This is a genomic window from Serratia sp. BNK-23 (genome assembly GCF_047456145.1).
Lineage (GTDB): Bacteria > Pseudomonadota > Gammaproteobacteria > Enterobacterales > Enterobacteriaceae > Serratia > Serratia nematodiphila.
In genome coordinates, this window is sequence record NZ_CP179900.1 from 1085922 (window position 1) to 1107978 (window position 22057).

Here is a 22057-nt window from a genome sequence, read left to right on the forward strand (position 1 = left end):
ATGCCTAAAATTGTTTTCCTGCCCCATCAAGATCTTTGCCCGGAAGGGGCGGTTCTGGAAGCCGAAAAAGGGGAGTCGATCCTCAACGTTGCGCTGCGCAACGGCATTGAAATCGAGCACGCCTGTGAGAAATCCTGCGCCTGCACCACCTGCCACTGCATCGTGCGTGAAGGCTTCGATTCGCTGGAAGAGAGCAGCGAGCTGGAAGACGACATGCTGGACAAAGCCTGGGGGCTGGAGCCGGAAAGCCGTCTGAGCTGCCAGGCGCTGGTCGCCGACGAAGATCTGGTGGTCGAAATGCCGCGCTACACCGTCAATCACGCGCGTGAGCATTAATTGTTAGCCGCAGCGTCAACCCGGAGATCATAATGGGACTGAAGTGGACCGACAGCCGTGAAATCGGCGAAGCCCTGTACGACCAATACCCGGATACCGATCCGAAAACCGTGCGTTTTACCGACATGCATCAGTGGATCTGCGATCTGGAAGAGTTCGATGACGATCCGCAGGCTTCCAACGAAAAAATACTGGAAGCGATCCTGCTGGTCTGGTTAGATGAAGCGGAGTAAATAGCGTAACGGGCTGCCATGGGCGGCCCGTTTATTTTGTATCCGACAAGATTAATAAAAGAATAATCCGGAGTAAGAAGGCTATGACAACAGAATTCATGCAGGTCACGCTGTCGCAACAACCTGCCGACGCCCGCTGGGGCGAAAAAGCGCTGCTGAGCACCAACGGCGAAGGAATGACCATCCACCTGACCGGCGCCGACAAGCTGGGCGCGATCCAGCGCGCGGGCCGCAAAATTGATGGCCAGGGCATCAAAAACGTCAAGCTGGCCGGCGACGGTTGGGATTTGGAAAACAGCTGGGCGTTCTGGCAAGGCTATCGCGGGCCGAAAGGGCAGCGCAACGTCGAATGGGCCGAGCTGCCGGAAGCCGCGCGTCAGGAACTGGATAAGCGCCTGAAGATCGTCGACTGGGTGCGCGACACCATCAACATGCCGGCGGAAGAGCTGGGGCCGGAGCAATTGGCGACCCGCGCCGTCGATCTGATGTGCGACGTCGGCTGCGATGCCGTCAGCTACCGCATCACCAAGGGCGAAGATCTGCGCGAGCAGAACTATGCCGGCATCCACACCGTCGGCCGCGGCTCCGAGCGCCCGCCGGTGCTGCTGGCATTGGACTTCAACCCGACCGGCAACCCGGATGCGCCGGTGTTCGCATGCCTGGTCGGCAAGGGCATCACCTTCGACAGCGGCGGCTACAGCCTGAAGCAAAGCGCCTTTATGGATTCGATGAAATCCGACATGGGCGGCGCGGCCACCATCACCGGCGCCCTGGCGCTGGCGGCGGCGCGCGGCCTGAAGCAGCGCGTGAAGCTGTACCTGTGCTGCGCCGACAACATGGTCAGCGGCAACGCCTTCAAACTGGGCGACATCATTCGCTACCGCAACGGCAAAACCGTTGAGGTGATGAACACCGATGCGGAAGGGCGCCTGGTGCTGGCCGACGGCCTGATCGACGCTTCTGAGCAGAACCCGCAGCTGATTATCGACTGCGCCACCCTGACCGGCGCGGCGAAAACGGCGGTAGGCAACGACTATCACGCGCTGTTCAGCTTTGACGACGCGCTGGCGCAGGAGCTGCTGAGCAGCGCCGCCGCCGAGCACGAGCCGTTCTGGCGTCTGCCGCTGGCCGAGTTCCACCGCAGCCAGCTGCCGTCCAACTTCGCCGAGCTGAACAACGTGGCCGGCCCGGCCTATACCGCCGGTGCCAGCACCGCGGCGGCCTTCCTGTCGCATTTCGTTAAGAACTACCAGCAAGGCTGGTTGCACATCGACTGTTCCGCCACCTACCGCAAAGGCGCGGTGGATCAGTGGTCGGCCGGCGCGACCGGTTTGGGCGTGCGCACCCTGGCCAATCTGTTGCTGAGCAAAGCCAAATAATTGAACGCCCGCCGCGTCGGGCGCTAGAATGCGCATTATCTTCGGGGCCCAGCATGCTGGGCCTCGCTATTTGATCCCTGGAGTTTGCCATGAGTGCCCATCATCACGATGCCGCCCCGAGCGAGAACGAACTTGAACGCCTGCTGAAGCTGGCGGTGACGGAGCCGGCCCACCGCCCGGCGTTCTTCCGTGAACTGCTCGAGGCCACGGTGCTGATCCTCGGCGACAGCGAGCAGGTGCAGCAGGACGGCGACATTACGCTGAACGCGGATACGCCGGTCAATATCCAGCATTGGGAAAAACAGGACGGCGGCAGCATTATTCCGTTCTTCACCTCGCTGGAAGCGCTGCAGAAGGCCGTTGAGGATGAACAGCCGTTCATCGCCATGCCGGCGCGGGTGCTGTTTGAAATCACCCAGGGCGCGGATCTGTTCCTCAACCCGAAGGCGGAATACGGCAAAGAGTTCTACCCGGAAGAGGTGGCGATGCTGCTGGCGACCGGCGGCGTTGTCAAACCGGTGGAGCATTACGTCGACAAAGAGACCCAAATCCTGCTGGGGCAGCCCGAAGAGTATCCGTCGGCGATGGTGGATGCGCTGACCACGCTGTTCAGCCAGCGCAAGCCGGTGCGCCGCGCGTTTCTGGCGCTGATGCACGACCAGGCGGCGGACGAGAAGCCGAATCTGCTGATCGGGCTGGAAGTGGATGCCGAGCCGGCGGAGATCGAGGCGTTGATCAACGAGGCCGGCAGCGTCGCCAGCGAAACGGCGCCGAATGACGAACCGGTGGATTTCTGCCTGGTATCGGAGAAAGAGCGGGGCGTCAGCCACTACCTGATCGCCCATACGCAGCCGTTTTATCAGCGCCGCTGGGGCAGTTGGCTGCGCAATGTGATCCCGTCTACCGACAAGACCCAATAACGTCGGCGTGCCGCTGAAAGTGGCGAACGAAGATCATATTTTTTTAATGAAATGTTGATTTTCCCGTAGGCAAGCGTTAACGGCGCACATATAATCTGCGCCACTTGAGAAGGCCGGCAACATTGCAGACCGGCCTGTTTTGGAAGTCATACAGAGGCCATCATGACCGTAGAACGTACCTTTTCCATCGTTAAACCAAACGCTGTAGCCAACAACGACATCGGCGCTATCTACGCGCGTTTCGAGCGCGCCGGTTTCAAAATCATCGCCGCTAAAATGCTGCGTCTGACTCGCGAGCAAGCTGAAGGCTTCTACGCTGAGCACAAAGGCCGCCCATTCTTCGACGGTCTGGTTGAGTTCATGACCTCCGGCCCAATCATGGTGCAGGTTCTGGAATCTGAAAACGCCGTGCAGCGCAACCGCGACATCATGGGCGCAACCAACCCGGACAACGCACTGGCCGGCACCCTGCGCGCCGACTACGCGGACAGCTTCACCGCTAACGCCGTTCACGGTTCCGACTCCGTTGAATCCGCACAGCGTGAAATCGCTTACTTCTTCAACGAAAGCGAAATCTGCGCACGTTAATCGTGCCGTTGCTGATAACCAGGCATTCACCGGCTGAAACAATAAAAATGCCCTGAATGCCTTTCAGCCATAGAAACCCGCTACTAAAATTTGTACAATGCCGCGCCCCTGATAAGACGACTTGTCAGGGGCGTGTTTTTAGTGCCGCCACCCGAATCATGCGGGCTGAAATGCACAACTTACTTTCCATTCTTTAGCGCCATAACGTGTAATAACGAGGCCAGAGATCATTATGTTAGAACCCATCACGTCCGAGCACACCGTGTCTGAAAATAATTCGCTGACTACCCCCTCCGTTAACGTGGAGCAACCGGCTGCGGCCAAAATCAACCTGCTGGACCTGAACCGCCAGCAAATGCGCGAGTTCTTCGCCGAAATGGGCGAAAAACCGTTCCGCGCCGATCAGGTGATGAAGTGGATTTACCACTACTGCTGCGACGATTTCGAGCAGATGACCGACATCAACAAAGTCCTGCGCGGCAAGCTGCAGCGCGTAGCGGAAATCCGCGCGCCGGAAGTGGCGGAAGAACAGCGTTCGGCCGACGGCACCATCAAGTGGGCGATCAAGGTGGGCGATCAGCAGGTCGAAACCGTGTATATCCCGGAAGCCGACCGCGCGACGCTGTGCGTCTCCTCGCAGGTAGGCTGCGCGCTGGAGTGCAAATTCTGTTCGACGGCGCAGCAGGGCTTCAACCGCAACCTGCGCGTGTCGGAAATCATCGGCCAGGTGTGGCGCGCGGCGAAGATCATCGGCGCGCTGAAGGTGACCGGCCAACGCCCGATTACCAACGTGGTGATGATGGGCATGGGCGAGCCGCTGCTCAACCTGAACAACGTGGTGCCGGCGATGGAAATCATGCTGGACGACTTCGGCTTTGGCCTGTCCAAACGCCGCGTGACCCTGTCTACCTCTGGCGTGGTGCCGGCGCTGGACAAGCTGGGCGACATGATCGACGTGGCGCTGGCTATTTCGCTGCACGCGCCGAACGACACCATCCGCGATGAGATCGTGCCGATCAACCGCAAGTACAACATCGAGACCTTCCTGTCCGCGGTGCGTCGCTACCTGGAGAAATCCAACGCCAACCAGGGCCGCGTCACCGTCGAGTACGTGATGCTGGATCATATCAACGACAGCACCGATGACGCGCATCAGCTGGCGGAAGTGCTGAAAGACACGCCGTGCAAGATCAACCTGATCCCATGGAACCCGTTCCCGGGCGCTCCGTACGGCCGCAGCTCCAACAGCCGGGTGGATCGTTTCTCCAAGGTGTTGATGGAATACGGCTTTACGACTATTGTTCGTAAAACCCGTGGTGACGATATCGACGCCGCCTGCGGGCAACTGGCGGGTGAAGTGATCGACCGTACCAAACGTACCCTGAAGAAGAAAATGGCCGGGGAACCTATCAACGTACGGGCGGTCTGAATCCTATAGCACCATTTTTTGTTATCTAACAGCCTGTTATGCGAAAGCGTGTCGCTGGCGGGCGTTAGCTGACGGCCGATAAGGAAATGAATGCGGGCATGAAGCTGAAACTGTGGGGTATGTGGCTGGCGGCCGGATTGTTGGCCGGGTGTTCCGGTTCAGCGCCGGAAAAGGAAGCACAGGTCTCTGAAGCGGGCCAGACGCGCCTGCAGCTGGGGCTGGAGTACCTGCAGCAAGGCGACATGAACGCCGCGCGCCAGAACCTGGAAAAGGCGCTGGACGCGGCCCCGCAGGATTACCGCACGCAGTTGGGCATGGCGCTCTACGCGCAGCGCAGCGGTGAAAACGCCGAGGCCGAACAGCGTTATCGGCAAGCGCTCAAACTTGCGCCGGGCAATGGCACCGTACTGAATAATTACGGTGCGTTTCTTTGCGGTTTAGGGCAGTATGTACCGGCGCAACAGCAGTTTAACGCTGCGGCGCTGGCGCCCGATTATGGCCAGGTCGCCGACAGCCTGGAAAACGCAGGTTACTGTTTTCTCAAGGCCGGACAAAACGACGAAGCGCGCACGCTGTTGAGCCGCGCGCTGAAGGTCGATCCGGACAAAGGCACTCCGCTGCTGGCGGAGGCCGAAAAGCAATTTGGAGAAGGGAAGCGCGCCCAGTCGCAACTTTTATTGGATGTTTATCAGCATGTTCTGCCGGCCAGCGCCAGCAGCTTATGGTTACAGATTCGTTTCGCCGCGTTAGCCGGCCGCCAGGATAGCGTTCAACGCTATGGCAAGCAGCTAGCGCGAAGTTTTCCACAATCCAAACAGTACCAGCAGTTCTTAGCTAATGAATACTGAAGCCTCCCAAGATAAAACCGTATCCATGACGACGGGCCAGCGCCTGCGTCAGGCCCGTGAGCAACTCGGGCTGAGCCAACAGACCGTTGCAGAACGCCTGTGTCTCAAAATGTCCACCGTGCGCGATATCGAGGAAGACAGCGTGTCCGCTGACCTCGCGTCCACCTTCGTGCGCGGCTACATCCGTTCCTACGCCAAGCTGGTGCATCTGCCGGAAGACGAACTGCTGCCGATGTTGGCCAAGCAGGCGCCGTTGAAGATGGCGAAAGTGGCGCCGATGCAAAGTTTCTCGCTGGGCAAGCGCCGCAAGAAACGCGACGGCTGGCTGATGAGCTTCACCTGGCTTATCGTGTTCGTGGTGATCGGCCTGACCGGCGCCTGGTGGTGGCAAAACCACAAGGCGCAGCAGGAAGAGATCGCCACCATGGCCGATCAATCCTCGGCGCAGCTTTCACAGAATAACGAAGGGCAGTCCGTGCCGCTGACCGACGGCAATGCCGACGCCGGCACCAACGTGCCGTTGACCGACAACAGCGCCGCGCCGGCCGATACCGGCGCAGCGGCTCAGGCGCCGGCGGCGACCGCCCAGGCGCCGAGCGCGGCTCAGCAGCAGCCTGCCGTGGTGTCGCCAAGCCAGACCACCCTGCCGGAAACCGCGCCGGCGGCGCAAGCGCCGTTGCCGACCGCCGATGCGGGCGTGGCTGCGCCGGCGGCCGATCCGAACGCGCTGGTGATGGATTTCTCCGCCGACTGCTGGCTGCAGGTGACCGACGCGAGCGGTAAAACGCTGTTCAGCGGCACCCAGAAGCAAGGCGGCAAGCTGAACCTGACCGGCACTGCGCCGTATAAACTGACCATCGGCGCGCCGGCGGCAGTTCAGATCCAGTATCAGGGTAAACCGGTTGATTTAAGCCGGTTCGTTAAGTCAAACCGTGTTGCTCGCCTGACCGTCGCCGCGCAGTAATCGCGCGGCACCGGTCGTGATGTCAGAGCAGCAATGGAGAGTAAGTAATGCATAACCAAGCGCCCATCAACCGTCGAAAATCTACACGCATTTACGTCGGCAAGGTGCCTATTGGTGATGGCGCGCCGATTGCCGTGCAGTCGATGACCAACACCCGTACCACCGATGTTGAAGCAACGGTTAATCAGATCAAAGCGCTGGAGCGCGTGGGCGTCGACATCGTCCGCGTTTCGGTTCCAACCATGGACGCCGCCGAGGCGTTCAAACTGATCAAGCAGCAGGTCAACGTGCCGCTGGTCGCCGATATCCACTTCGATTATCGCATCGCACTGCAGGTGGCCGAATATGGCGTAGACTGCCTGCGCATCAACCCGGGCAACATCGGCAACGAATCGCGCATTCGCTCGGTGGTGGACTGCGCCCGTGACAAGAACATCCCGATTCGCATCGGCGTCAACGGCGGCTCGCTGGAAAAAGACCTGCAGGAAAAGTACGGCGAACCTACGCCGGAAGCGCTGCTGGAATCCGCCATGCGCCACGTGGACATCCTCGATCGCCTCAACTTCGACCAGTTTAAGGTCAGCGTCAAGGCGTCGGACGTGTTCCTGGCGGTGCAATCCTACCGCTTGCTGGCGTCGCGCATCGATCAGCCGCTGCACCTGGGCATCACCGAAGCCGGCGGCGCGCGCAGCGGGTCGGTCAAATCGGCCATCGGCCTGGGCATGCTGCTGTCTGAAGGCATCGGCGACACCCTGCGCATCTCGCTGGCGGCGGATCCGGTCGAAGAGGTGAAGGTCGGTTTCGACATCCTGAAGTCGCTGCGCATCCGCGCGCGCGGCATCAACTTCATCGCCTGTCCGACCTGCTCGCGTCAGGAGTTCGACGTGATCGGCACGGTGAACGCGCTGGAGCAGCGCCTGGAAGACATCATCACGCCGATGGACGTTTCGATCATCGGCTGCGTGGTGAACGGCCCGGGCGAAGCGCTGGTGTCCACCATGGGCGTAACCGGCGGCCACAAGAAGAGCGGCTTCTATGAAGACGGCGTGCGCCAGAAAGAGCGTTTCGACAACGAACAGATGATCGACCAGCTGGAAGCGAAAATTCGCGCCAAGGCCGCGATGATGGACGAAAGCAAACGCATCACGGTCAACCTGCTGGAAAAATAAGCGTTATCGCTACACGGCGGGCCTGTTGGCCCGCTTGTTTATGAACCTGAAGGGCAGAAAACCGCATCCGCGTTGAATACCGGGCGGCAAAGTCCCTATAATCGGGTTCATTTTTACAGACAACGGACAGAGAACTCACGTGGCAAAGAACATTCAAGCCATTCGCGGCATGAACGACTACCTGCCGGAAGAAACGGCATTATGGCAGCGTATTGAAGGCACCCTCAAGCAGGTGCTGGGCGGCTACGGTTACAGCGAAATCCGGTTGCCGATTGTAGAGCAGACCCCGTTATTCAAACGCGCGATCGGCGAAGTGACCGACGTCGTGGAAAAAGAGATGTATACCTTCGAAGACCGCAACGGCGAAAGCCTGACGCTGCGTCCGGAAGGGACGGCTGGCTGCGTGCGCGCCGGCATCGAACATGGTCTGCTGTACAATCAGGAACAGCGTCTGTGGTACATCGGCCCGATGTTCCGCTACGAGCGCCCGCAGAAGGGGCGTTACCGTCAGTTCCATCAGCTGGGCGCGGAAGTGTTCGGCCTGCAAGGCCCGGATATCGACGCCGAGCTGATCCTGCTGACCGCCCGCTGGTGGAAAGCGCTGGGCATCGCCGAGCACGTCACGCTGGAGCTGAACTCCATCGGTTCGCTGGAGGCGCGCGCCAACTACCGCGACGCGCTGGTGGCGTTCCTGGAGCAGCACGTCGAGGTGCTGGACGAAGACTGCAAACGCCGCATGTACAGCAACCCGCTGCGCGTGCTGGACTCCAAAAATCCTGAGGTGCAGGCGCTGCTGAACGACGCGCCGCGCCTGTCCGAGTACCTGGATGAAGAATCCCGTGCTCACTTCGCCGGTCTGTGTGAACTTTTGGCGCAGGCAGGTATCCCATATACCGTTAACGAGCGCCTGGTGCGCGGTCTGGATTACTACAACCGCACCGTGTTTGAGTGGGTGACCACCAGCCTGGGCGCGCAGGGCACCGTCTGCGCGGGCGGCCGTTACGACGGCCTGGTCGAGCAACTGGGCGGCCGCGCCACCCCGGCGGTCGGTTTCGCCATGGGCCTGGAGCGTCTGGTGCTGCTGGTGCAGGCGGTCAACCCGGAATTCAAGGCGCCGTCGGCTATCGACGTGTACGTCATTTCTTCCGGCGCGGGCACCCAGAGTGCGGCGATGCGGCTGGCTGAACAGGTGCGCGACGCGGCGCCGCAGCTGAAGCTGATGACCAATTACGGCGGCGGCAACTTCAAGAAGCAGATCACCCGTGCGGACAAATGGGGCGCGCGCATCGCGCTGATCCTGGGTGAGAGCGAAGTGGCGGCGCAGCAGGTGGTGGTGAAAGACCTGCGCAGTGGTGAACAAGAAACGCTGGCGCAAAGCGAAGTCGCTGCGCGTCTGGCTTTGATGTTAGGTTAAGGAGAAGGACACCGTGGAAGTCTATACCACTGAAAACGAACAAGTCGACGCACTGCGTCGGTTCTTTGCCGAGAACGGCAAAGCGCTGGCGGTGGGCGTGGTGCTCGGAATTGGTGCCCTGGTTGGCTGGCGTTATTGGCAGAGCCATGAAAACTCCAACATGATGGCGGCATCGCAATCCTATCAGGAAGCCAGCGATCGTCTGGCGGCCGGCAAGCCGGATGACGTGGCTGCCGCAGAGAAATTTGTCCAGGCCAACGGCAACAGCTACGGCGTACTGGCCGCGCTGCAGTTGGCCAAGCACTTTGTCGAACAGAATGATTTCGCCAAGGCGGAACAACAATTGGTGCTGGCGCAGGGCCAGACCAAAGACGACAACCTGTTGGCGATGATCGACCTGCGTCTGGCGCGCGTCCAGCTGCAGGAGAAAAAGCTGGATGAAGCGCTGAAAACGCTGGATGGCGTGAAAGGCGAAGGCTGGGTGGCGATGATGCAGGATGTGCGCGGCGATGTATTGCTGGCCAAGGGCGACGCCAAGGGCGCGCGCGAAGCTTACAGCAAAGGCATTGAGTCCAATGCTTCTCAGGCGCTGCAGGTTCTGCTGCGCATGAAATTGAATAACTTGTCCAGCTAAGGGGAATTCCCATGCAATTGCGTAAAACACTCTTGGTCGGACTGGTTTCCGCTGCCTTGCTGAGTGGTTGCTCGCTGTTTAACAGCGAAGAAGACGTGGTTACCATGTCGCCGTTGCCGAAAGTTGAAAATCAGTTTACGCCGAGCAAGGCGTGGAGCACCTCGGTGGGCGACGGTATCGGTGAGTATTACTCCCACCTGCGCCCGGCCTATCAGGACAGCACCATTTACGCCGCCGATCGCTTTGGCATCGTGAAAGCGATGGACGCCGACAGCGGCAACGAGAAGTGGAAGGTCAATCTCTCCGAGAAGACCGGCTTCTTCTCCAGCAACCTGTCTGCGCTGCTGTCGGGCGGCCTGACGGTTGCGGGCGACAAGGTTTACGTCGGCAGCGAAAAAGCGGTGGTTTACGCATTGAACACCGCCGACGGCGCCATCGCCTGGCAGACCAAAGTGGCCGGCGAAGCGATCTCCCGTCCGGTTGTCAGCGACGGCATGGTGTTGGTGCACACCTCCAACGGCATGCTGCAGGCGCTGAACGAAGCCGACGGCGCGGTGAAGTGGACGGTTAACCTGGACATGCCTTCGCTGTCGCTGCGCGGTGAATCCGCGCCGGCCGTCGCCTTTGGCGCCGCCATCGTCGGCGGTGACAACGGCCGCGTCAGTGCGGTGCTGATGCAGCAGGGCCAGATTATCTGGCAACAGCGTATTTCTCAGCCGAGCGGCGCGACCGAAATCGATCGCCTGAACGACGTGGACACCACGCCGGTGATCGTTGACGGCGTGGTCTACGCGCTGGGTTACAACGGCAACCTGACGGCGCTGGATCTGCGTTCCGGCCAGATTATCTGGAAACGCGAGCTGGGTTCGGTGAATGATTTCATCGTCGACGCGGGCCGCATCTACCTGATCGACCAGAACGATCGCGTGGTGGCGCTCAGCACCGAAGGCGGCGTGACCGTGTGGACGCAGAGCGATCTGCTGCACCGTAACCTGACGCCGCCGGTGATGTATAATGGTTATCTGGTGACCGGTGACGCCGAAGGTTATCTGCACTGGATCAACACCACCGATGGCCGTTTTGTCGCCCAGCAGGAAGTGGACAGCTCCGGCTTCCTGTCTGCGCCGATGGTGGCCAGCGACAAGCTGATCATCCAGGCTCGCGGTGGGAAAGTTTACGCTTTCACCCGCTAACGCCGCTCGTCGCATGGCTTGAAAACGGCTCCTGAATGTTCAGGGGCCGTTTCGTATTTTTATAAGCTGCACCGCTGGTGTCTATCCACAGTGCAGTAACGCATTGATTATTAAGTAATGAGGCTTCAACAATGATACCTGTCGTCGCGCTGGTCGGGCGCCCGAATGTGGGTAAATCCACCTTGTTCAACCGTTTAACCCATACGCGTGATGCGCTGGTGGCGGATTTCCCGGGGCTGACGCGTGACCGCAAGTATGGTCGTGCTGAAATCGAAGGCAATGAATTCATCATCGTCGATACCGGCGGCATCGACGGCACCGAAGACGGCGTCGAAACGCGCATGGCCGGTCAGTCGCTGCTGGCGATCGAAGAAGCGGACATCGTGCTGTTCATGGTCGACGCCCGCGCCGGCCTGATGCCGGCGGATCAGGGCATCGCCCAGCACCTGCGCAGCCGCCAGAAGGCGACCTTCCTGGTGGCCAACAAGACCGACGGTCTGGATCCGGACACCGCCACCGCCGATTTCTACTCGCTTGGCCTGGGTGAAGTGTTCGCTATCGCCGCTTCTCACGGCCGCGGCGTGACCCAGCTGATTGAACACGTGCTGGTGCCGTTCGTGCCGGAAAAACCGGAAGACGTCGAGCTGACCGAGGAAGAGGCCAACGCCGCTTACTGGGCTGAGCAAAACGGCGAAACGCTGGAAGGCGAAGAAGACGAAGAGCCGGAAGAAGCGTTCAATCCGCAGGATCTGCCGATCAAACTGGCGATCGTCGGCCGCCCGAACGTCGGTAAGTCTACGCTCACTAACCGCATCCTCGGCGAGGAGCGCGTGGTGGTGTACGACATGCCGGGCACCACCCGCGACAGCATCTACATTCCGATGGTGCGCGACGAACGCGAGTACGTGCTGATCGACACCGCCGGGGTGCGTAAACGCGGCAAGGTGACCGAAACCGTCGAGAAATTCTCGGTGATCAAGACCCTGCAGGCGATTGAAGACGCCAACGTGGTGCTGCTGGTGATCGACGCGCGTGAAGGCATTTCCGATCAGGATCTCTCTCTGCTCGGCTTTATCCTCAATAGTGGGCGCTCACTGGTGATTGCGGTCAACAAGTGGGACGGCATGAGCGAAGAAGATCGCGAGCACGTGAAAGAGATGCTCGATCTGCGTCTGGGCTTCGTCGACTTCGCGCGCGTGCACTTCATTTCCGCCCTGCACGGCAGCGGCGTCGGCAACCTGTTCGAATCGGTACAGGAAGCCTACGAGTGCGCAACCCGCCGCGTAAACACCTCGATGCTGACCAAAATCATGCAGATGGCGGTTGACGATCACCAGCCGCCGTTGGTGCGCGGCCGCCGCGTGAAGCTGAAATATGCCCATGCCGGCGGTTACAACCCGCCGATCGTGGTGATCCACGGCAACCAGGTCAGCGATCTGGCCGATTCGTACAAACGCTATCTGATGAACTACTTCCGCCGCTCGCTGAATGTGATGGGGACGCCGATCCGCATCCAGTTCAAAGAGGGTGACAACCCGTTCGCCGGCAAACGCAATCTGCTGACGCCAACCCAGATGCGTAAGCGCAAGCGCCTGATGAGCCACCTGAAAAAGAGCAAGTAATCGCTCATGAGGGGCGCGGCAGTGATGCCGCGCCCTTTTTTATTGGCCCGAAATCGTTTTATTATCTGAAGATTACCTCGCCTGCCTGAAGGAACACCATGTCCTGGGAAACCTGGAGTTTTGCGTTTAACGTCACCGTGCCGAATCTGCTGATGATGCTGCTGGGGATCCTGCTGCGCCATTGGCGCCTGATGGATGACCGCTTCGTCGACGGTGCGACCCGCCTGGTGTTCAATCTGGCGCTGCCGTGCCTGCTGTTTTTCAGCATTGCCACCAACCATCCGCAACTGCTCGGCAACCTGCCGCTGGTGCTGTTCGGCGCGGTCGGCACGCTGGCGACCTTCCTGCTTTTGGAGCTGGCGGCCAGGTGGTTGGTGAAAGAACCGCGTGAGCGCGGGGTGTTCGTGCAGGGCGGCTTCCGCGCCAATACCGCCATCGTCGGCCTGGCCTACGCCATGACCGCCTACGGCAGCGAAGGCATTGCGCTCGCCTCGCTGTACCTGACGGTGACGGTGATCCTGTTCAACATACTGTCGGTCATCACCCTCACGCGCAGCCTGCAGGGCGGGCAGGGCAAGAAAATCAGCCACCTGTCGCTGCTGCGCAGCATCGTCACCAACCCGCTGATCATCGGTCTGGTGTGCGGGCTGGCGTATGCGCAAACCGGGCTGGGCATCCCGGCCGTGATCCGCCAAACCGGCAGCTATATCTCCGCGCTGTCGCTGCCGTTGGCGCTGCTGTGCACCGGCGCCAGCCTGGATTTTCGCGCCATGTTCCGTTCGTCCAACGTGGCGGCGCTGTCGTCGGCGGCCAAGCTGTTTCTGGTGCCGTGCCTGATGACGCTGGCCGGCTGGCTGTGCGGGTTCCAGGGGGCGGCGCTGGGGATTATCTTCCTGTTTTCCGCCACGCCGACCGCTTCGGGCAGCTATGTGATGACGCGCGCCATGGGCGGCAACGCCACGCTGGCGGCCAATATTATCGCCATCACCACCGTCGGTTCGTTCTTCACCACCGCGTTGGGGATCTATTTTTTGCGCTCATGGGGCGCGATTTAACCTGGGAGTCGTTATGGACGCGCACTGTCCGCACTGTCGTCAGACCATGAATTGGGTAGCGGGTCACTACCATTGTGCCGCCTGTCAGCGCGATTATCGGCAGCTGGCGAGCTGCCCGGAGTGCGGGCAGCCGCTGCAAGAATTGAAAGCCTGCGGGGCGGTGGATTACCTGTGCCAGTACGGGCACGGGCTGATCTCCAAAAAGCGGGTGAATTTCAGCTATCAGCCGCTGTAAGCCCTCACTCATCCACCTGGCCGGTTTTCCACAGATCCACCAGCGCCTGCGGCGCGCTGCTTTCCGGGATTAACAGCACGATCTCGGTGCTCAGGGTGGGGCTGGTGTAGTCGATCTGTATGCGGTAGTAGCGTTGGTCGCCGCAGCCGGGGGAGTTGGGCTGGCCTTCTTCCTGCGCATAGGGCAGCGTCTGGTTCAGCAGCTGATTCAGGCGCTGCCGCTGCTCCGGCGTGATATCGGCCAGCGCGATGCGGCGCTGGCCCGCCAGTTTGGGAATGTAGGCGAAGCCTCCCTCGCGCGCCAGCTCAATGACCGTATCCTGATTGAGCGTCGGCAGCGGTTTCATTATTCCACCCCCACCTGATGCCAGGCTTGCTGCACCTTGTCCGCCACGCTCTGGTCGAAACGCGCTTGCGCATGTTTCACCGTGGCGCGGGCGAAGGTGGCGAAATCGGCATTTTGCGGCAGCGCTTTGTCGCATACCGTGTCATACCAGACGTAGCCGGCTTTCTCCCAGGCGAAGCCGCCCAGCGCCGTCGCCGCCAGGTAGAAGGCGCGGTTGGGGATGCCGGAGTTGAGGTGCACGCCGCCGTTGTCTTCCTTGGTCTGGATATAATCCTTCATGCTGGCGGGCTGCGGGTCTTTGCCCAGCAGCGGGTCGTCGTAGGCGGTGCCGGGCGCCGACATTGAGCGCAGCCCTTTGCCTTTAATGCCCTCGGCAAGCAGCCCGGCGCCGATCAGCCAGTCGGCTTTATCGGCGGTTTGCTGCAGGTGGAACTGCTTGACCAGCGAACCGAACACGTCGGACAGCGATTCGTTGAGCGCGCCGGACTGCTGGTAGTAGATCAGCCCGGCTTCGCTCTCGGTCACGCCGTGCGCCAGCTCGTGGCCGACCACGTCGATGGCGATGGTGAAACGGTTGAAAATCTCGCCGTCGCCGTCGCCGAACACCATCTGCTGGCCGTTCCAGAAAGCGTTCTGGTACTCCTTGCCGTAGTGTACGCTGCCGACCAGCGGCAGCCCCTGGTTATCCAGTGAGTTGCGGCGGTAGGCCTGCCAGAAGAAATCGTAGGTGACGCCGAGGTAGTCGTAGGCTTCGTCCACCGCCACATCGTGGTTGCTGGGCTGGCCCTCTTTACGTACCTGTTTGCCGGGCAGTTGGGTGCCGTTCTGGGCGTCGTAGATATCGCGGAGCGCTTCGCCGGCTCGGGCGTTTTTCTCGGTCGGTGAACGCAGCGGCTTGTTGCCGAGCAGGCTTTGCACGTGGTTCAGAGTGTGCAGCGCGCAGTCGCGCTGCGGGGCATTGCCGTGTTCAATGATGCGGCGCAGCATGTAGGGAGGAATGACGGAACGCATGCGCTGGGCTGGCATAGTGGCTCTCCTTAGGCAAAAAATTTTACCTCATCGAATGAATGCACTGTGCCTAAGTGTAGCCTACTCGTCATAAAGCCTGTGGTCATGCGTGCTCACCGCCGGCGCAGTCTTGTGCGGGCTGATGCGCCGCACCGAGGCGCGCACCGCCAGCCGGCCGTGCAGCAGCAGATTGCACGGCGGTGCGTCGGCGCGCAGCATGCGCCGCTGCAGCAGTTGGATCGCCTCGTAACCCAGTTCGTCGCGCGGCACCTGCACCGAGGTCAGCGGCACGTCATGGATTTCCGCCAGGTTGAAGCCGTCGGTGCTCATCACCGACACGTCGCCCGGCACGTTCAACCCTCGCTTGTTGAGCGCCTTGACCGCCCCGACCGCCATGTAGTCGCCACCGGCCAGGATCGCCGTCGGCAGCGGGGCGTGGCCGTGGATGCCATCGAGATAGGTGGTCAGCGCCTGCTCGGCCTCTTCGCTGCCGAAGCCGGAGGTGGTGACCAGATGGCGGCCGTCGTCGAACGGCAGATGATGCCGGGCGTAGGCTTGCCGGATGCCCGCCAGCCGCAGCTCCATGGTGTGGCGGCGCAGACACTGCAGGTTGAGAATATGGCTATGCCCCTGCTGGAACAGGTAGCTGGCGGAGTAATCGCCGATCAACTGATGATCCGGCGAGACGCTGTCCAGCCGCATCTGCCGATCGCTGCAGTTGATCAGCACGCAAGGTTTGTGCAGATCGGCCGCCAGGGTGTGGATATGCTCGTCGTCGATGCCGATGATCAGCGCCGCTTCGGTGTGCGGATCGCTCATCTTTTCCAGAAACAGCGCGCCGTCGCTGCGCTGCTCTTCCAGCCCGCAGTAGCGGATGCGCACCTCGTGCTCCATCAGCGCGGCGGCAATGCCCTGAATGACCTTGTAGTAGAAGATGTCGGTGCGCACGTCGAACGCGCGCTGCGGCGCGAACACCATCACGTTGTTCAGCATCAGCCGGCCGCTGGAAATGCCCTGCAGAATGCCGTTTTGCTGCGCACAGTCCAGCACCTTGCGGCGCGCCTCGGCGCTGGTGTTGGCCTTGCCGGCCAGCACGCGGGAAACGGTGCTGATCGACAGCCCGGTTTGGCGGGCGATCTCCTGGATTTTCAGCTTTCCGTTCATTTTGTGATCTCCTTCAAATTCGTCCATGAGAATATTTTCACTGCGGATTTTCAGCGTCTTGACTGGATTTATCGGCCATTATGACTATTTTTTCACCCGTCTGTGAAAATCTTTGCAAAAAACTCCGTTTCGCTGTGCGCTATCGCTGAGTAGTCTGCATTGGTACACCAATTTTAACGACCTGTCAGTCCAATTTTAACGGTGTGCGAAAAAGAAAACAAAAAATAAATCATGGGGTTGTGATGGACTGCCGGTCTGTTATGCGAGCGTTGGCCTGTGTTCACCGTCCCCTTTTGATAGCGCAACGTACCTTACCAATGCGCGCGTCGCTGTCACAGGCGGCCGCGGGGAGATAACCGATGAGTGTGGAGATCAATCAGACGGTCGCGCAGAGCGGCCGGCGCAAGTTCAAATCGCTGCGCTGGTGGATGCTGGCGCTGTTCTTGCTGGGCGTCACGGTCAACTACATTACCCGCAACTCGCTGGGCATTCTGGCGCCGGAGCTGAAAACCAGCCTGAACATGAGCACCGAGCAATATGCCTGGGTAGTGGCGTCGTTCCAGCTGGCCTACACGGTGTTCCAGCCGATCTGCGGCTGGCTGATCGACGTTATCGGCCTGAAGATGGGCTTTCTGATCTGCGCCGGCATTTGGGCGGTGGTATGCATGCTGCACGCCGGCGCCGGCAGCTGGCTGCAACTGGCCATTCTGCGCTTCTTCATGGGGGGCGCGGAGGCGGCGGCTACCCCGGCCAACGCCAAGGCGATCTCCGACTGGTTCCCGAAAAAGGAGCGGCCGATCGCCGCCGGCTGGGCGGGCGTCGGTTTCTCCATCGGCGCCATGCTGGCGCCGCCGATCATCGTCATCGCTCACGTCTCCTTTGGCTGGCAGGGGGCGTTCCTGTTCTCCGGCGGGCTGGCGCTGATCTGGGTCGTGCTGTGGTGGCTGTTCTACCACTCGCCGCAGCAGCACCCGAACCTCAGCCAGCAAGAGCTGGATCTGATCCGCGAAGACAACGAGCCGGTGTTGCCGAAGCTGCCGTTTTTCACTTCGCTGGCCAGCCTGTGCAAGAACAAGAAGTTTTACGGCATCGCCATCCCGGCCTTTCTCGCCGAGCCGGCCTGGGCGGTCTTCAGTTTCTGGGTGCCGCTGTACCTGGCCACCGAACGCGGCATGGATCTGAAACAGATCGCGATGTTCGCCTGGCTGCCGTTCCTGGCGGCGGATATCGGCAGCGTCGCCAGCGGCTATCTCACCACCCTGTACCGCAAATGGTTCGGCTGCAGCCGCGTCAACTCGGTGGTCGCCAGCTCGGTGACCGGCGCTTTCCTGATGGTGTCGCTGGCGTTCGTGGCGATCACCCAAGATCCCTATGTGGCGATCCTGCTGATCTCGATCGGCGGTTTCGGCCATCAGGTGATCTCCTGCATGCTCAGCGCGCTGGTGGTGGAGTCGTTCGATAAAAACCAGATGGCGACGGTCAACGGCATGCGCGGCTCCAGTGCCTGGATCGCCAGCTTCCTGTTCACGCTCCTGATCGGCGCGGTGTCCGACACCATCGGCTTCAACCCGCTGTTCATCGCGATGGGCTTCTTCGATCTGATCGGCGCTGTGTTCCTGATTGCCCTGATCGCCGAGCGCGGCGGTAAGAAAACCCCTTCACACAGCTAAGTGGAATATTTATGAAAACCTTGAAAAATTGGACGCTGGCGGCGCAGTATGCCGACCATGTCGAGCTGCTGGTCGATGAACGCCACCGTTTCTGCCTGTACGTGCTGGAAGACGGCCTGTTCCGCGTGCTGATCAAACGCGACGGCGAGCTGGCGCTGGATCGCACCTGGAGCATCGCGCCGCAGGACGATGTGCCCTGGGAGGGGCGCGATCGGCTCAGCGTCGCCGGTTTCAGCCTGCCGGGCTATCAGCTGCGCCAGGAGAGCGATCGGCTGGTGGTCAGCACGCCGCTGCTGCGCGTGACGGTGCATCAGCCGCTGTGGTTGGAATGGGAGCATTGCAATGCCGCCGGCGAGTGGCGGCCGCTGGCGGCGGATCGGCCGACCAGCGCCTACCTGCTCAATGCGCACGGCGACGGCGTGGCGCACTACCAGCGACGTTTCGCCGATGAGCGCTATTACGGCCTGGGGGAGAAGGCCGGCGATCTGGAGCGCACCGGCCGCCGCTTCGAGATGCGCAACCTGGACGCCATGGGGTACAACGCCTCCAGCACCGATCCGCTGTACAAGCACATTCCGTTTACCATCACCCGCGGGCCGGAGGCGAGCTTCGGCCTGTTCTACGACAACCTGAGCAGCTGCTGGCTGGATCTGGGCAACGAGATCGACAACTACCATACGGCATACCGCCGCTATCAGGCCGAGGCGGGCGATCTGGATTACTACCTGTTCCTCGGGCCGAAGGTTTTGGATGTCACCAAGGCGTTCGTGCGCCTGACCGGCCGCACCCACTTCGGGCCGAAGTGGAGCCTGGGCTACAGCGGTTCGACCATGCACTACACCGATGCGCCGGATGCCCAGCAGCAGCTGCAACAGTTCATTGCGCTGTGCCGCCAGCACGCCATTCCCTGCGACTCCTTCCAGCTGTCGTCGGGCTACACCTCGATTAACCACAAGCGCTACGTGTTCAACTGGAACTACGACAAGGTGCCGCAGCCCAAGCTGCTCAGCCAGGCGTTTCACGACGCCGGCCTCAGGCTGGCGGCCAACATCAAGCCGTGCCTGCTGCAGGATCATCCGCAGTATCAAGAGGTGGCGGCGCAGGGGCTGTTTATCCGCGATTCGCAAAGCGACGCGCCGGAGCGCTCCAGCTTCTGGGACGACGAAGGATCGCACCTCGACTTCACCAACCCGGCGGCGGTGCGCTGGTGGCAGCAGGGCGTCACGCAGCAGCTGCTGGAGATGGGCATCGATTCCACCTGGAACGACAACAACGAGTACGAAGTGTGGGATGGCGAAGCGCGCTGCCACGGCTTCGGGCGGCCGATCGCCATCAAGCACATCCGCCCGGTGATGCCGCTGCTGATGATGCGCGCCTCGATGGAGGCCCAGCAGCGCTTCGCGCCGCAGAAACGCCCGTACCTGATCTCGCGCTCCGGCTGCGCCGGCATGCAGCGCTACGTGCAGACCTGGAGCGGCGACAACCGCACCAGTTGGCAGACGCTGCGCTACAACATCCGCATGGGGCTGGGCATGAGCCTGTCCGGGCTGTATAACCTCGGCCACGACGTCGGCGGCTTCTCCGGCGACAAACCGGACGCGGAGCTGCTGGTGCGCTGGGTGCAAAACGGCGTGATGCACCCGCGTTTCACCATACACTCCTGGAACGACGACGCCACGGTCAACGAGCCCTGGATGTACCCGAGCGCCACCCCGGCGGTGCGCGAGGCGATCAACCTGCGTTACCGGCTGCTGCCGTATTTCTACACCTTGCTGTGGCAGGCCTGCGCCGACGACGAGCCGATGCTGCGCCCGACCTTCCTCGACCACGAACAGGATGCGCGCACCTTTGGCGAGAACGACGATTTTCTGATCGGCCGCGATCTGCTGGTGGCCAGCGTGGTGGAGCCGGGGCTGCGTCGCCGTTCGGTGTATCTGCCGGATAACGGCGAAGGCTGGTACTGCTTCTACAGCGGCCAGTGGTTCGGCGGCGGCCAGACGGTGACGCTGGCGGCGCCGTTGGAGCGTCTGCCGCTGCTGGTGCGCGCCGGGGCGGCGCTGCCGCTGTCGCAGCGGCTGGCGCATGTGGACGTGGCCGCCGACGATCGGCGCGAGCTGCGGCTGTTTCCGCTCAAGGGCGGTGGTGCAAGCAGCGGGCTGTTGTTTGAGGACGACGGTGAAAGCGACGGCTGGCGGCAGGGCGATGCGCTGTGGCTGCGCTGGGAAATGCGCTGCGACCATCAGCGCATCATGCTGGATATCACGACGGAAGGGCGTTTCCGCCCGGCCTGGCGCACGCTGACGCTCAGCCTGCCGGAAGGCGAAACGCGCGCGCTGTGGGTGAACGGCGAACCGGGCGAGCGCTTTACGCTGGGGTAGGGGCTATTCGGCCGCGCGTTTCTTGCGCGGCTTCTTGGCGACGGTGATGGTTTTCACCTCGCTTTCCACCCAGCCATCCTGCAGACGGGTTTTCAGCAGTTCGCCGACCTGCGCCTGCTTGGTGGTTTTCAGCAGTTCGCCGCGCGGAGTTTGCGTCACGCTGTAGCCGCGTGCCAGCGTCGCCAGCGGGCTGACGGTCTCCAGCTGGCTGCAGGCCACGCCGAAGCGCTGGCGGTAGGCGTTGAGCTGCCGCTCCATCGCCTGCTGCAGACGGTATTCCTGCTGCTGCACGCGCTGTTGGTAGCGGTGAATGCGGCCCTGCGGCTGCACCTGCGCCAGCCGCTGCTGGGCGCGCTCGCTGCGGCGGGCGGCCAGGCGCAGCTGTTGCTGCATGCCGTCTTCCATCCGGCGCTGCAGCTTGAACAGCAGCGTCTGCTGGCGCGCCAGGCGCAGATGCGGATGCTGCTGCTGTAAACGGTGATGAATGCGGGTGAACTGCTGCTGACGCTGCGCCAGGTAGTAATCCATCGCCATCTCCAGCCGCTGCTGCTGCGACTGCAGCTGGCGCAACAGCTCAAGCTGATTGCGGCTGACCAGTTCGGCGGCGGCGGAAGGGGTCGGCGCGCGCAGATCGGCGACGAAGTCGGCGATGGTGACATCGGTTTCATGGCCGACGGCGCTGACGATCGGAATGCGGCTGGCGAAGATCGCCCGCGCCACGCGTTCGTCGTTGAAGCTCCACAGATCTTCCAGTGAACCGCCGCCGCGGCCGACGATCAGCACGTCGCATTCGTCGCGGCGGTTGGCGGTCTCGATGGCGCGCACGATCTGCATCGGCGCTTCGGCGCCCTGCACCGAGGTGGGGTAGATGACGATCGGCAGCGACGGATCGCGCCGCTGCAATACCTGCAGGATATCGTGCAGCGCCGCGCCGCTGGCGGAGGTGATCACCCCGACGCGTTTGGCCGGTGCGGGCAGCGGCTGCTTGAACTGCTGATCGAACAGCCCTTCGACGCTCAGGCGCTGTTTCAACTGCTCGAACTGTTGCTGCAGCAGGCCGTCGCCGGCGGGCTGCATGCTCTCGGCGATCAGCTGGTAGTCGCCGCGCGGTTCATACAGCGTGATGCTGGCGCGCACCAGGACCTGCTGGCCGTTTTGCGGCCGGAAGGTGACGCGGCGGTTGCTGTTGCGGAACATCGCGCAGCGCACCTGGGCGCGGTCGTCCTTCAGCGTGAAATACCAGTGGCCGGAGGCGGGCTGGGAGAGGTTGGAGATCTCGGCGGAGAGCCAAATCTGCCCCATTTCCCTTTCCAGCAGTTGGCGAACCGTCTGATTCAGGCGGCTTACGGTAAAAATGGAAGGCGAAACAGGTAGCGACATGTGACCCAGATCAAATTTCAAAACAATCACTTAATTGGTCGATACTACATGGCTGAAAAAGGTAATCAAGACTTTTTGTAAGAAAGTGCTGGA

Annotated in this window: 21 protein-coding genes; 17 read left to right on the forward strand and 4 right to left on the reverse strand. The window is 61.4% G+C overall.

All coding sequences use genetic code 11. The features are described 5' to 3' along the window. From fdx to ACMGF9_RS05200, 15 genes are all read left to right on the forward strand, one after another. On the forward strand, positions 1-336 hold the full coding sequence (gene fdx, locus ACMGF9_RS05130) for an ISC system 2Fe-2S type ferredoxin (RefSeq protein ID WP_004941417.1): 336 nt from the start codon (positions 1-3) through the stop codon (positions 334-336). Between the two features lie 32 nt (positions 337-368). Then, positions 369-569, forward strand: a complete 201-nt coding sequence (gene iscX / locus ACMGF9_RS05135; protein WP_006327336.1) for a Fe-S cluster assembly protein IscX — start codon at positions 369-371, stop codon at positions 567-569. 83 nt (positions 570-652) lie between these two features. Then, positions 653-1948, forward strand: a complete 1296-nt coding sequence (pepB, locus tag ACMGF9_RS05140; RefSeq protein ID WP_033632327.1) for an aminopeptidase PepB — start codon at positions 653-655, stop codon at positions 1946-1948. A gap of 89 nt (positions 1949-2037) precedes the next feature. Then, complete coding sequence (gene sseB, locus ACMGF9_RS05145) at positions 2038-2868, forward strand: enhanced serine sensitivity protein SseB (RefSeq protein ID WP_049186747.1); 831 nt, start codon at positions 2038-2040, stop codon at positions 2866-2868. Positions 2869-3030: 162 nt separating this feature from the next. After that, the gene (gene ndk / locus ACMGF9_RS05150) at positions 3031-3456 is read left to right on the forward strand and encodes a nucleoside-diphosphate kinase (RefSeq protein WP_004941424.1); all 426 of its coding nucleotides are present in this window, start codon (positions 3031-3033) and stop codon (positions 3454-3456) included. Between the two features lie 232 nt (positions 3457-3688). Next, positions 3689-4885 carry a bifunctional tRNA (adenosine(37)-C2)-methyltransferase TrmG/ribosomal RNA large subunit methyltransferase RlmN gene (locus ACMGF9_RS05155; protein WP_004941426.1) on the forward strand — a complete coding sequence of 399 codons (1197 nt, stop codon included), beginning with the start codon at positions 3689-3691 and terminating at the stop codon, positions 4883-4885. A 98-nt stretch (positions 4886-4983) separates the two neighbouring features. Next, positions 4984-5733, forward strand: coding sequence for a type IV pilus biogenesis/stability protein PilW (gene pilW / locus ACMGF9_RS05160; RefSeq protein ID WP_049186790.1), 750 nt, complete (start codon positions 4984-4986; stop codon positions 5731-5733). Beyond that, positions 5723-6697, forward strand: a complete 975-nt coding sequence (gene rodZ, locus ACMGF9_RS05165) for a cytoskeleton protein RodZ (RefSeq protein WP_004941432.1) — start codon at positions 5723-5725, stop codon at positions 6695-6697. The genes pilW and rodZ overlap by 11 nt, the downstream gene beginning before the upstream one ends. A 47-nt stretch (positions 6698-6744) precedes the next feature. Next, positions 6745-7866 carry a flavodoxin-dependent (E)-4-hydroxy-3-methylbut-2-enyl-diphosphate synthase gene (gene ispG / locus ACMGF9_RS05170; protein WP_004941434.1) on the forward strand — a complete coding sequence of 374 codons (1122 nt, stop codon included), beginning with the start codon at positions 6745-6747 and terminating at the stop codon, positions 7864-7866. A gap of 139 nt (positions 7867-8005) precedes the next feature. Beyond that, the gene (hisS, locus tag ACMGF9_RS05175; RefSeq protein WP_004941437.1) at positions 8006-9280 is read left to right on the forward strand and encodes a histidine--tRNA ligase; all 1275 of its coding nucleotides are present in this window, start codon (positions 8006-8008) and stop codon (positions 9278-9280) included. Between the two features lie 13 nt (positions 9281-9293). Further along, positions 9294-9914 (forward strand): YfgM family protein, encoded by a 621-nt coding sequence (locus ACMGF9_RS05180; protein ID WP_015378775.1) that lies wholly within the window; start codon positions 9294-9296, stop codon positions 9912-9914. A gap of 11 nt (positions 9915-9925) precedes the next feature. After that, on the forward strand, positions 9926-11107 hold the full coding sequence (bamB, locus tag ACMGF9_RS05185; RefSeq protein WP_004941440.1) for an outer membrane protein assembly factor BamB: 1182 nt from the start codon (positions 9926-9928) through the stop codon (positions 11105-11107). A 131-nt stretch (positions 11108-11238) separates the two neighbouring features. After that, positions 11239-12729, forward strand: a complete 1491-nt coding sequence (gene der / locus ACMGF9_RS05190) for a ribosome biogenesis GTPase Der (protein ID WP_004941442.1) — start codon at positions 11239-11241, stop codon at positions 12727-12729. 98 nt (positions 12730-12827) lie between these two features. Next, positions 12828-13784: an AEC family transporter gene (locus ACMGF9_RS05195; RefSeq protein ID WP_015378773.1), complete on the forward strand. Its 957-nt coding sequence runs from the start codon at positions 12828-12830 to the stop codon at positions 13782-13784. Between the two features lie 13 nt (positions 13785-13797). After that, the gene (locus ACMGF9_RS05200) at positions 13798-14019 is read left to right on the forward strand and encodes a zinc ribbon domain-containing protein (RefSeq protein ID WP_049186743.1); all 222 of its coding nucleotides are present in this window, start codon (positions 13798-13800) and stop codon (positions 14017-14019) included. 4 nt (positions 14020-14023) lie between these two features. On the opposite strand, the gene ACMGF9_RS05205 is transcribed toward ACMGF9_RS05200, so the two are convergent. From ACMGF9_RS05205 to ACMGF9_RS05215, 3 genes are all read right to left on the reverse strand, one after another. Beyond that, on the reverse strand, positions 14024-14365 hold the full coding sequence (locus ACMGF9_RS05205) for a protealysin inhibitor emfourin (protein ID WP_048325197.1): 342 nt from the start codon (positions 14363-14365) through the stop codon (positions 14024-14026). Next, a complete protein-coding gene (locus ACMGF9_RS05210; protein ID WP_049186741.1) occupies positions 14365-15390 on the reverse strand; it encodes a M4 family metallopeptidase in 1026 nt (341 codons plus the stop codon). The genes ACMGF9_RS05205 and ACMGF9_RS05210 overlap by 1 nt, the downstream gene beginning before the upstream one ends. Positions 15391-15453: 63 nt before the next feature. Then, the gene (locus tag ACMGF9_RS05215; protein ID WP_004941451.1) at positions 15454-16536 is read right to left on the reverse strand and encodes a LacI family DNA-binding transcriptional regulator; all 1083 of its coding nucleotides are present in this window, start codon (positions 16534-16536) and stop codon (positions 15454-15456) included. 359 nt (positions 16537-16895) lie between these two features. On the opposite strand from ACMGF9_RS05215, the gene ACMGF9_RS05220 reads away from it, so the two are divergent. Together ACMGF9_RS05220 and ACMGF9_RS05225 are read left to right on the forward strand one after the other, a co-directional pair. Next, positions 16896-18206 (forward strand): MFS transporter, encoded by a 1311-nt coding sequence (locus tag ACMGF9_RS05220; protein ID WP_049186739.1) that lies wholly within the window; start codon positions 16896-16898, stop codon positions 18204-18206. An 11-nt stretch (positions 18207-18217) separates the two neighbouring features. Continuing rightward, a complete protein-coding gene (locus ACMGF9_RS05225; protein ID WP_414160576.1) occupies positions 18218-20584 on the forward strand; it encodes a TIM-barrel domain-containing protein in 2367 nt (788 codons plus the stop codon). Positions 20585-20587: 3 nt separating this feature from the next. Here ACMGF9_RS05225 and xseA read toward each other — a convergent pair whose 3' ends face one another. Then, the gene (gene xseA / locus ACMGF9_RS05230) at positions 20588-21964 is read right to left on the reverse strand and encodes an exodeoxyribonuclease VII large subunit (protein WP_414160577.1); all 1377 of its coding nucleotides are present in this window, start codon (positions 21962-21964) and stop codon (positions 20588-20590) included. Positions 21965-22057: the final 93 nt, after the last annotated feature.

Coding starts and splice junctions, on each gene's coding strand:
- fdx (WP_004941417.1), top strand. CDS start 1: ATGCCTAAAATTGTTTTCCTGCCCCATCAAGATCTTTGCCCGGAAGGG.
- iscX (WP_006327336.1), top strand. CDS start 369: ATGGGACTGAAGTGGACCGACAGCCGTGAAATCGGCGAAGCCCTGTAC.
- pepB (WP_033632327.1), top strand. CDS start 653: ATGACAACAGAATTCATGCAGGTCACGCTGTCGCAACAACCTGCCGAC.
- sseB (WP_049186747.1), top strand. CDS start 2,038: ATGAGTGCCCATCATCACGATGCCGCCCCGAGCGAGAACGAACTTGAA.
- ndk (WP_004941424.1), top strand. CDS start 3,031: ATGACCGTAGAACGTACCTTTTCCATCGTTAAACCAAACGCTGTAGCC.
- ACMGF9_RS05155 (WP_004941426.1), top strand. CDS start 3,689: ATGTTAGAACCCATCACGTCCGAGCACACCGTGTCTGAAAATAATTCG.
- pilW (WP_049186790.1), top strand. CDS start 4,984: ATGAAGCTGAAACTGTGGGGTATGTGGCTGGCGGCCGGATTGTTGGCC.
- rodZ (WP_004941432.1), top strand. CDS start 5,723: ATGAATACTGAAGCCTCCCAAGATAAAACCGTATCCATGACGACGGGC.
- ispG (WP_004941434.1), top strand. CDS start 6,745: ATGCATAACCAAGCGCCCATCAACCGTCGAAAATCTACACGCATTTAC.
- bamB (WP_004941440.1), top strand. CDS start 9,926: ATGCAATTGCGTAAAACACTCTTGGTCGGACTGGTTTCCGCTGCCTTG.
- der (WP_004941442.1), top strand. CDS start 11,239: ATGATACCTGTCGTCGCGCTGGTCGGGCGCCCGAATGTGGGTAAATCC.
- ACMGF9_RS05195 (WP_015378773.1), top strand. CDS start 12,828: ATGTCCTGGGAAACCTGGAGTTTTGCGTTTAACGTCACCGTGCCGAAT.
- ACMGF9_RS05200 (WP_049186743.1), top strand. CDS start 13,798: ATGGACGCGCACTGTCCGCACTGTCGTCAGACCATGAATTGGGTAGCG.
- ACMGF9_RS05205 (WP_048325197.1), bottom strand. CDS start 14,365: ATGAAACCGCTGCCGACGCTCAATCAGGATACGGTCATTGAGCTGGCG.
- ACMGF9_RS05210 (WP_049186741.1), bottom strand. CDS start 15,390: ATGCCAGCCCAGCGCATGCGTTCCGTCATTCCTCCCTACATGCTGCGC.
- ACMGF9_RS05215 (WP_004941451.1), bottom strand. CDS start 16,536: ATGAACGGAAAGCTGAAAATCCAGGAGATCGCCCGCCAAACCGGGCTG.
- ACMGF9_RS05220 (WP_049186739.1), top strand. CDS start 16,896: ATGAGTGTGGAGATCAATCAGACGGTCGCGCAGAGCGGCCGGCGCAAG.
- ACMGF9_RS05225 (WP_414160576.1), top strand. CDS start 18,218: ATGAAAACCTTGAAAAATTGGACGCTGGCGGCGCAGTATGCCGACCAT.
- xseA (WP_414160577.1), bottom strand. CDS start 21,964: ATGTCGCTACCTGTTTCGCCTTCCATTTTTACCGTAAGCCGCCTGAAT.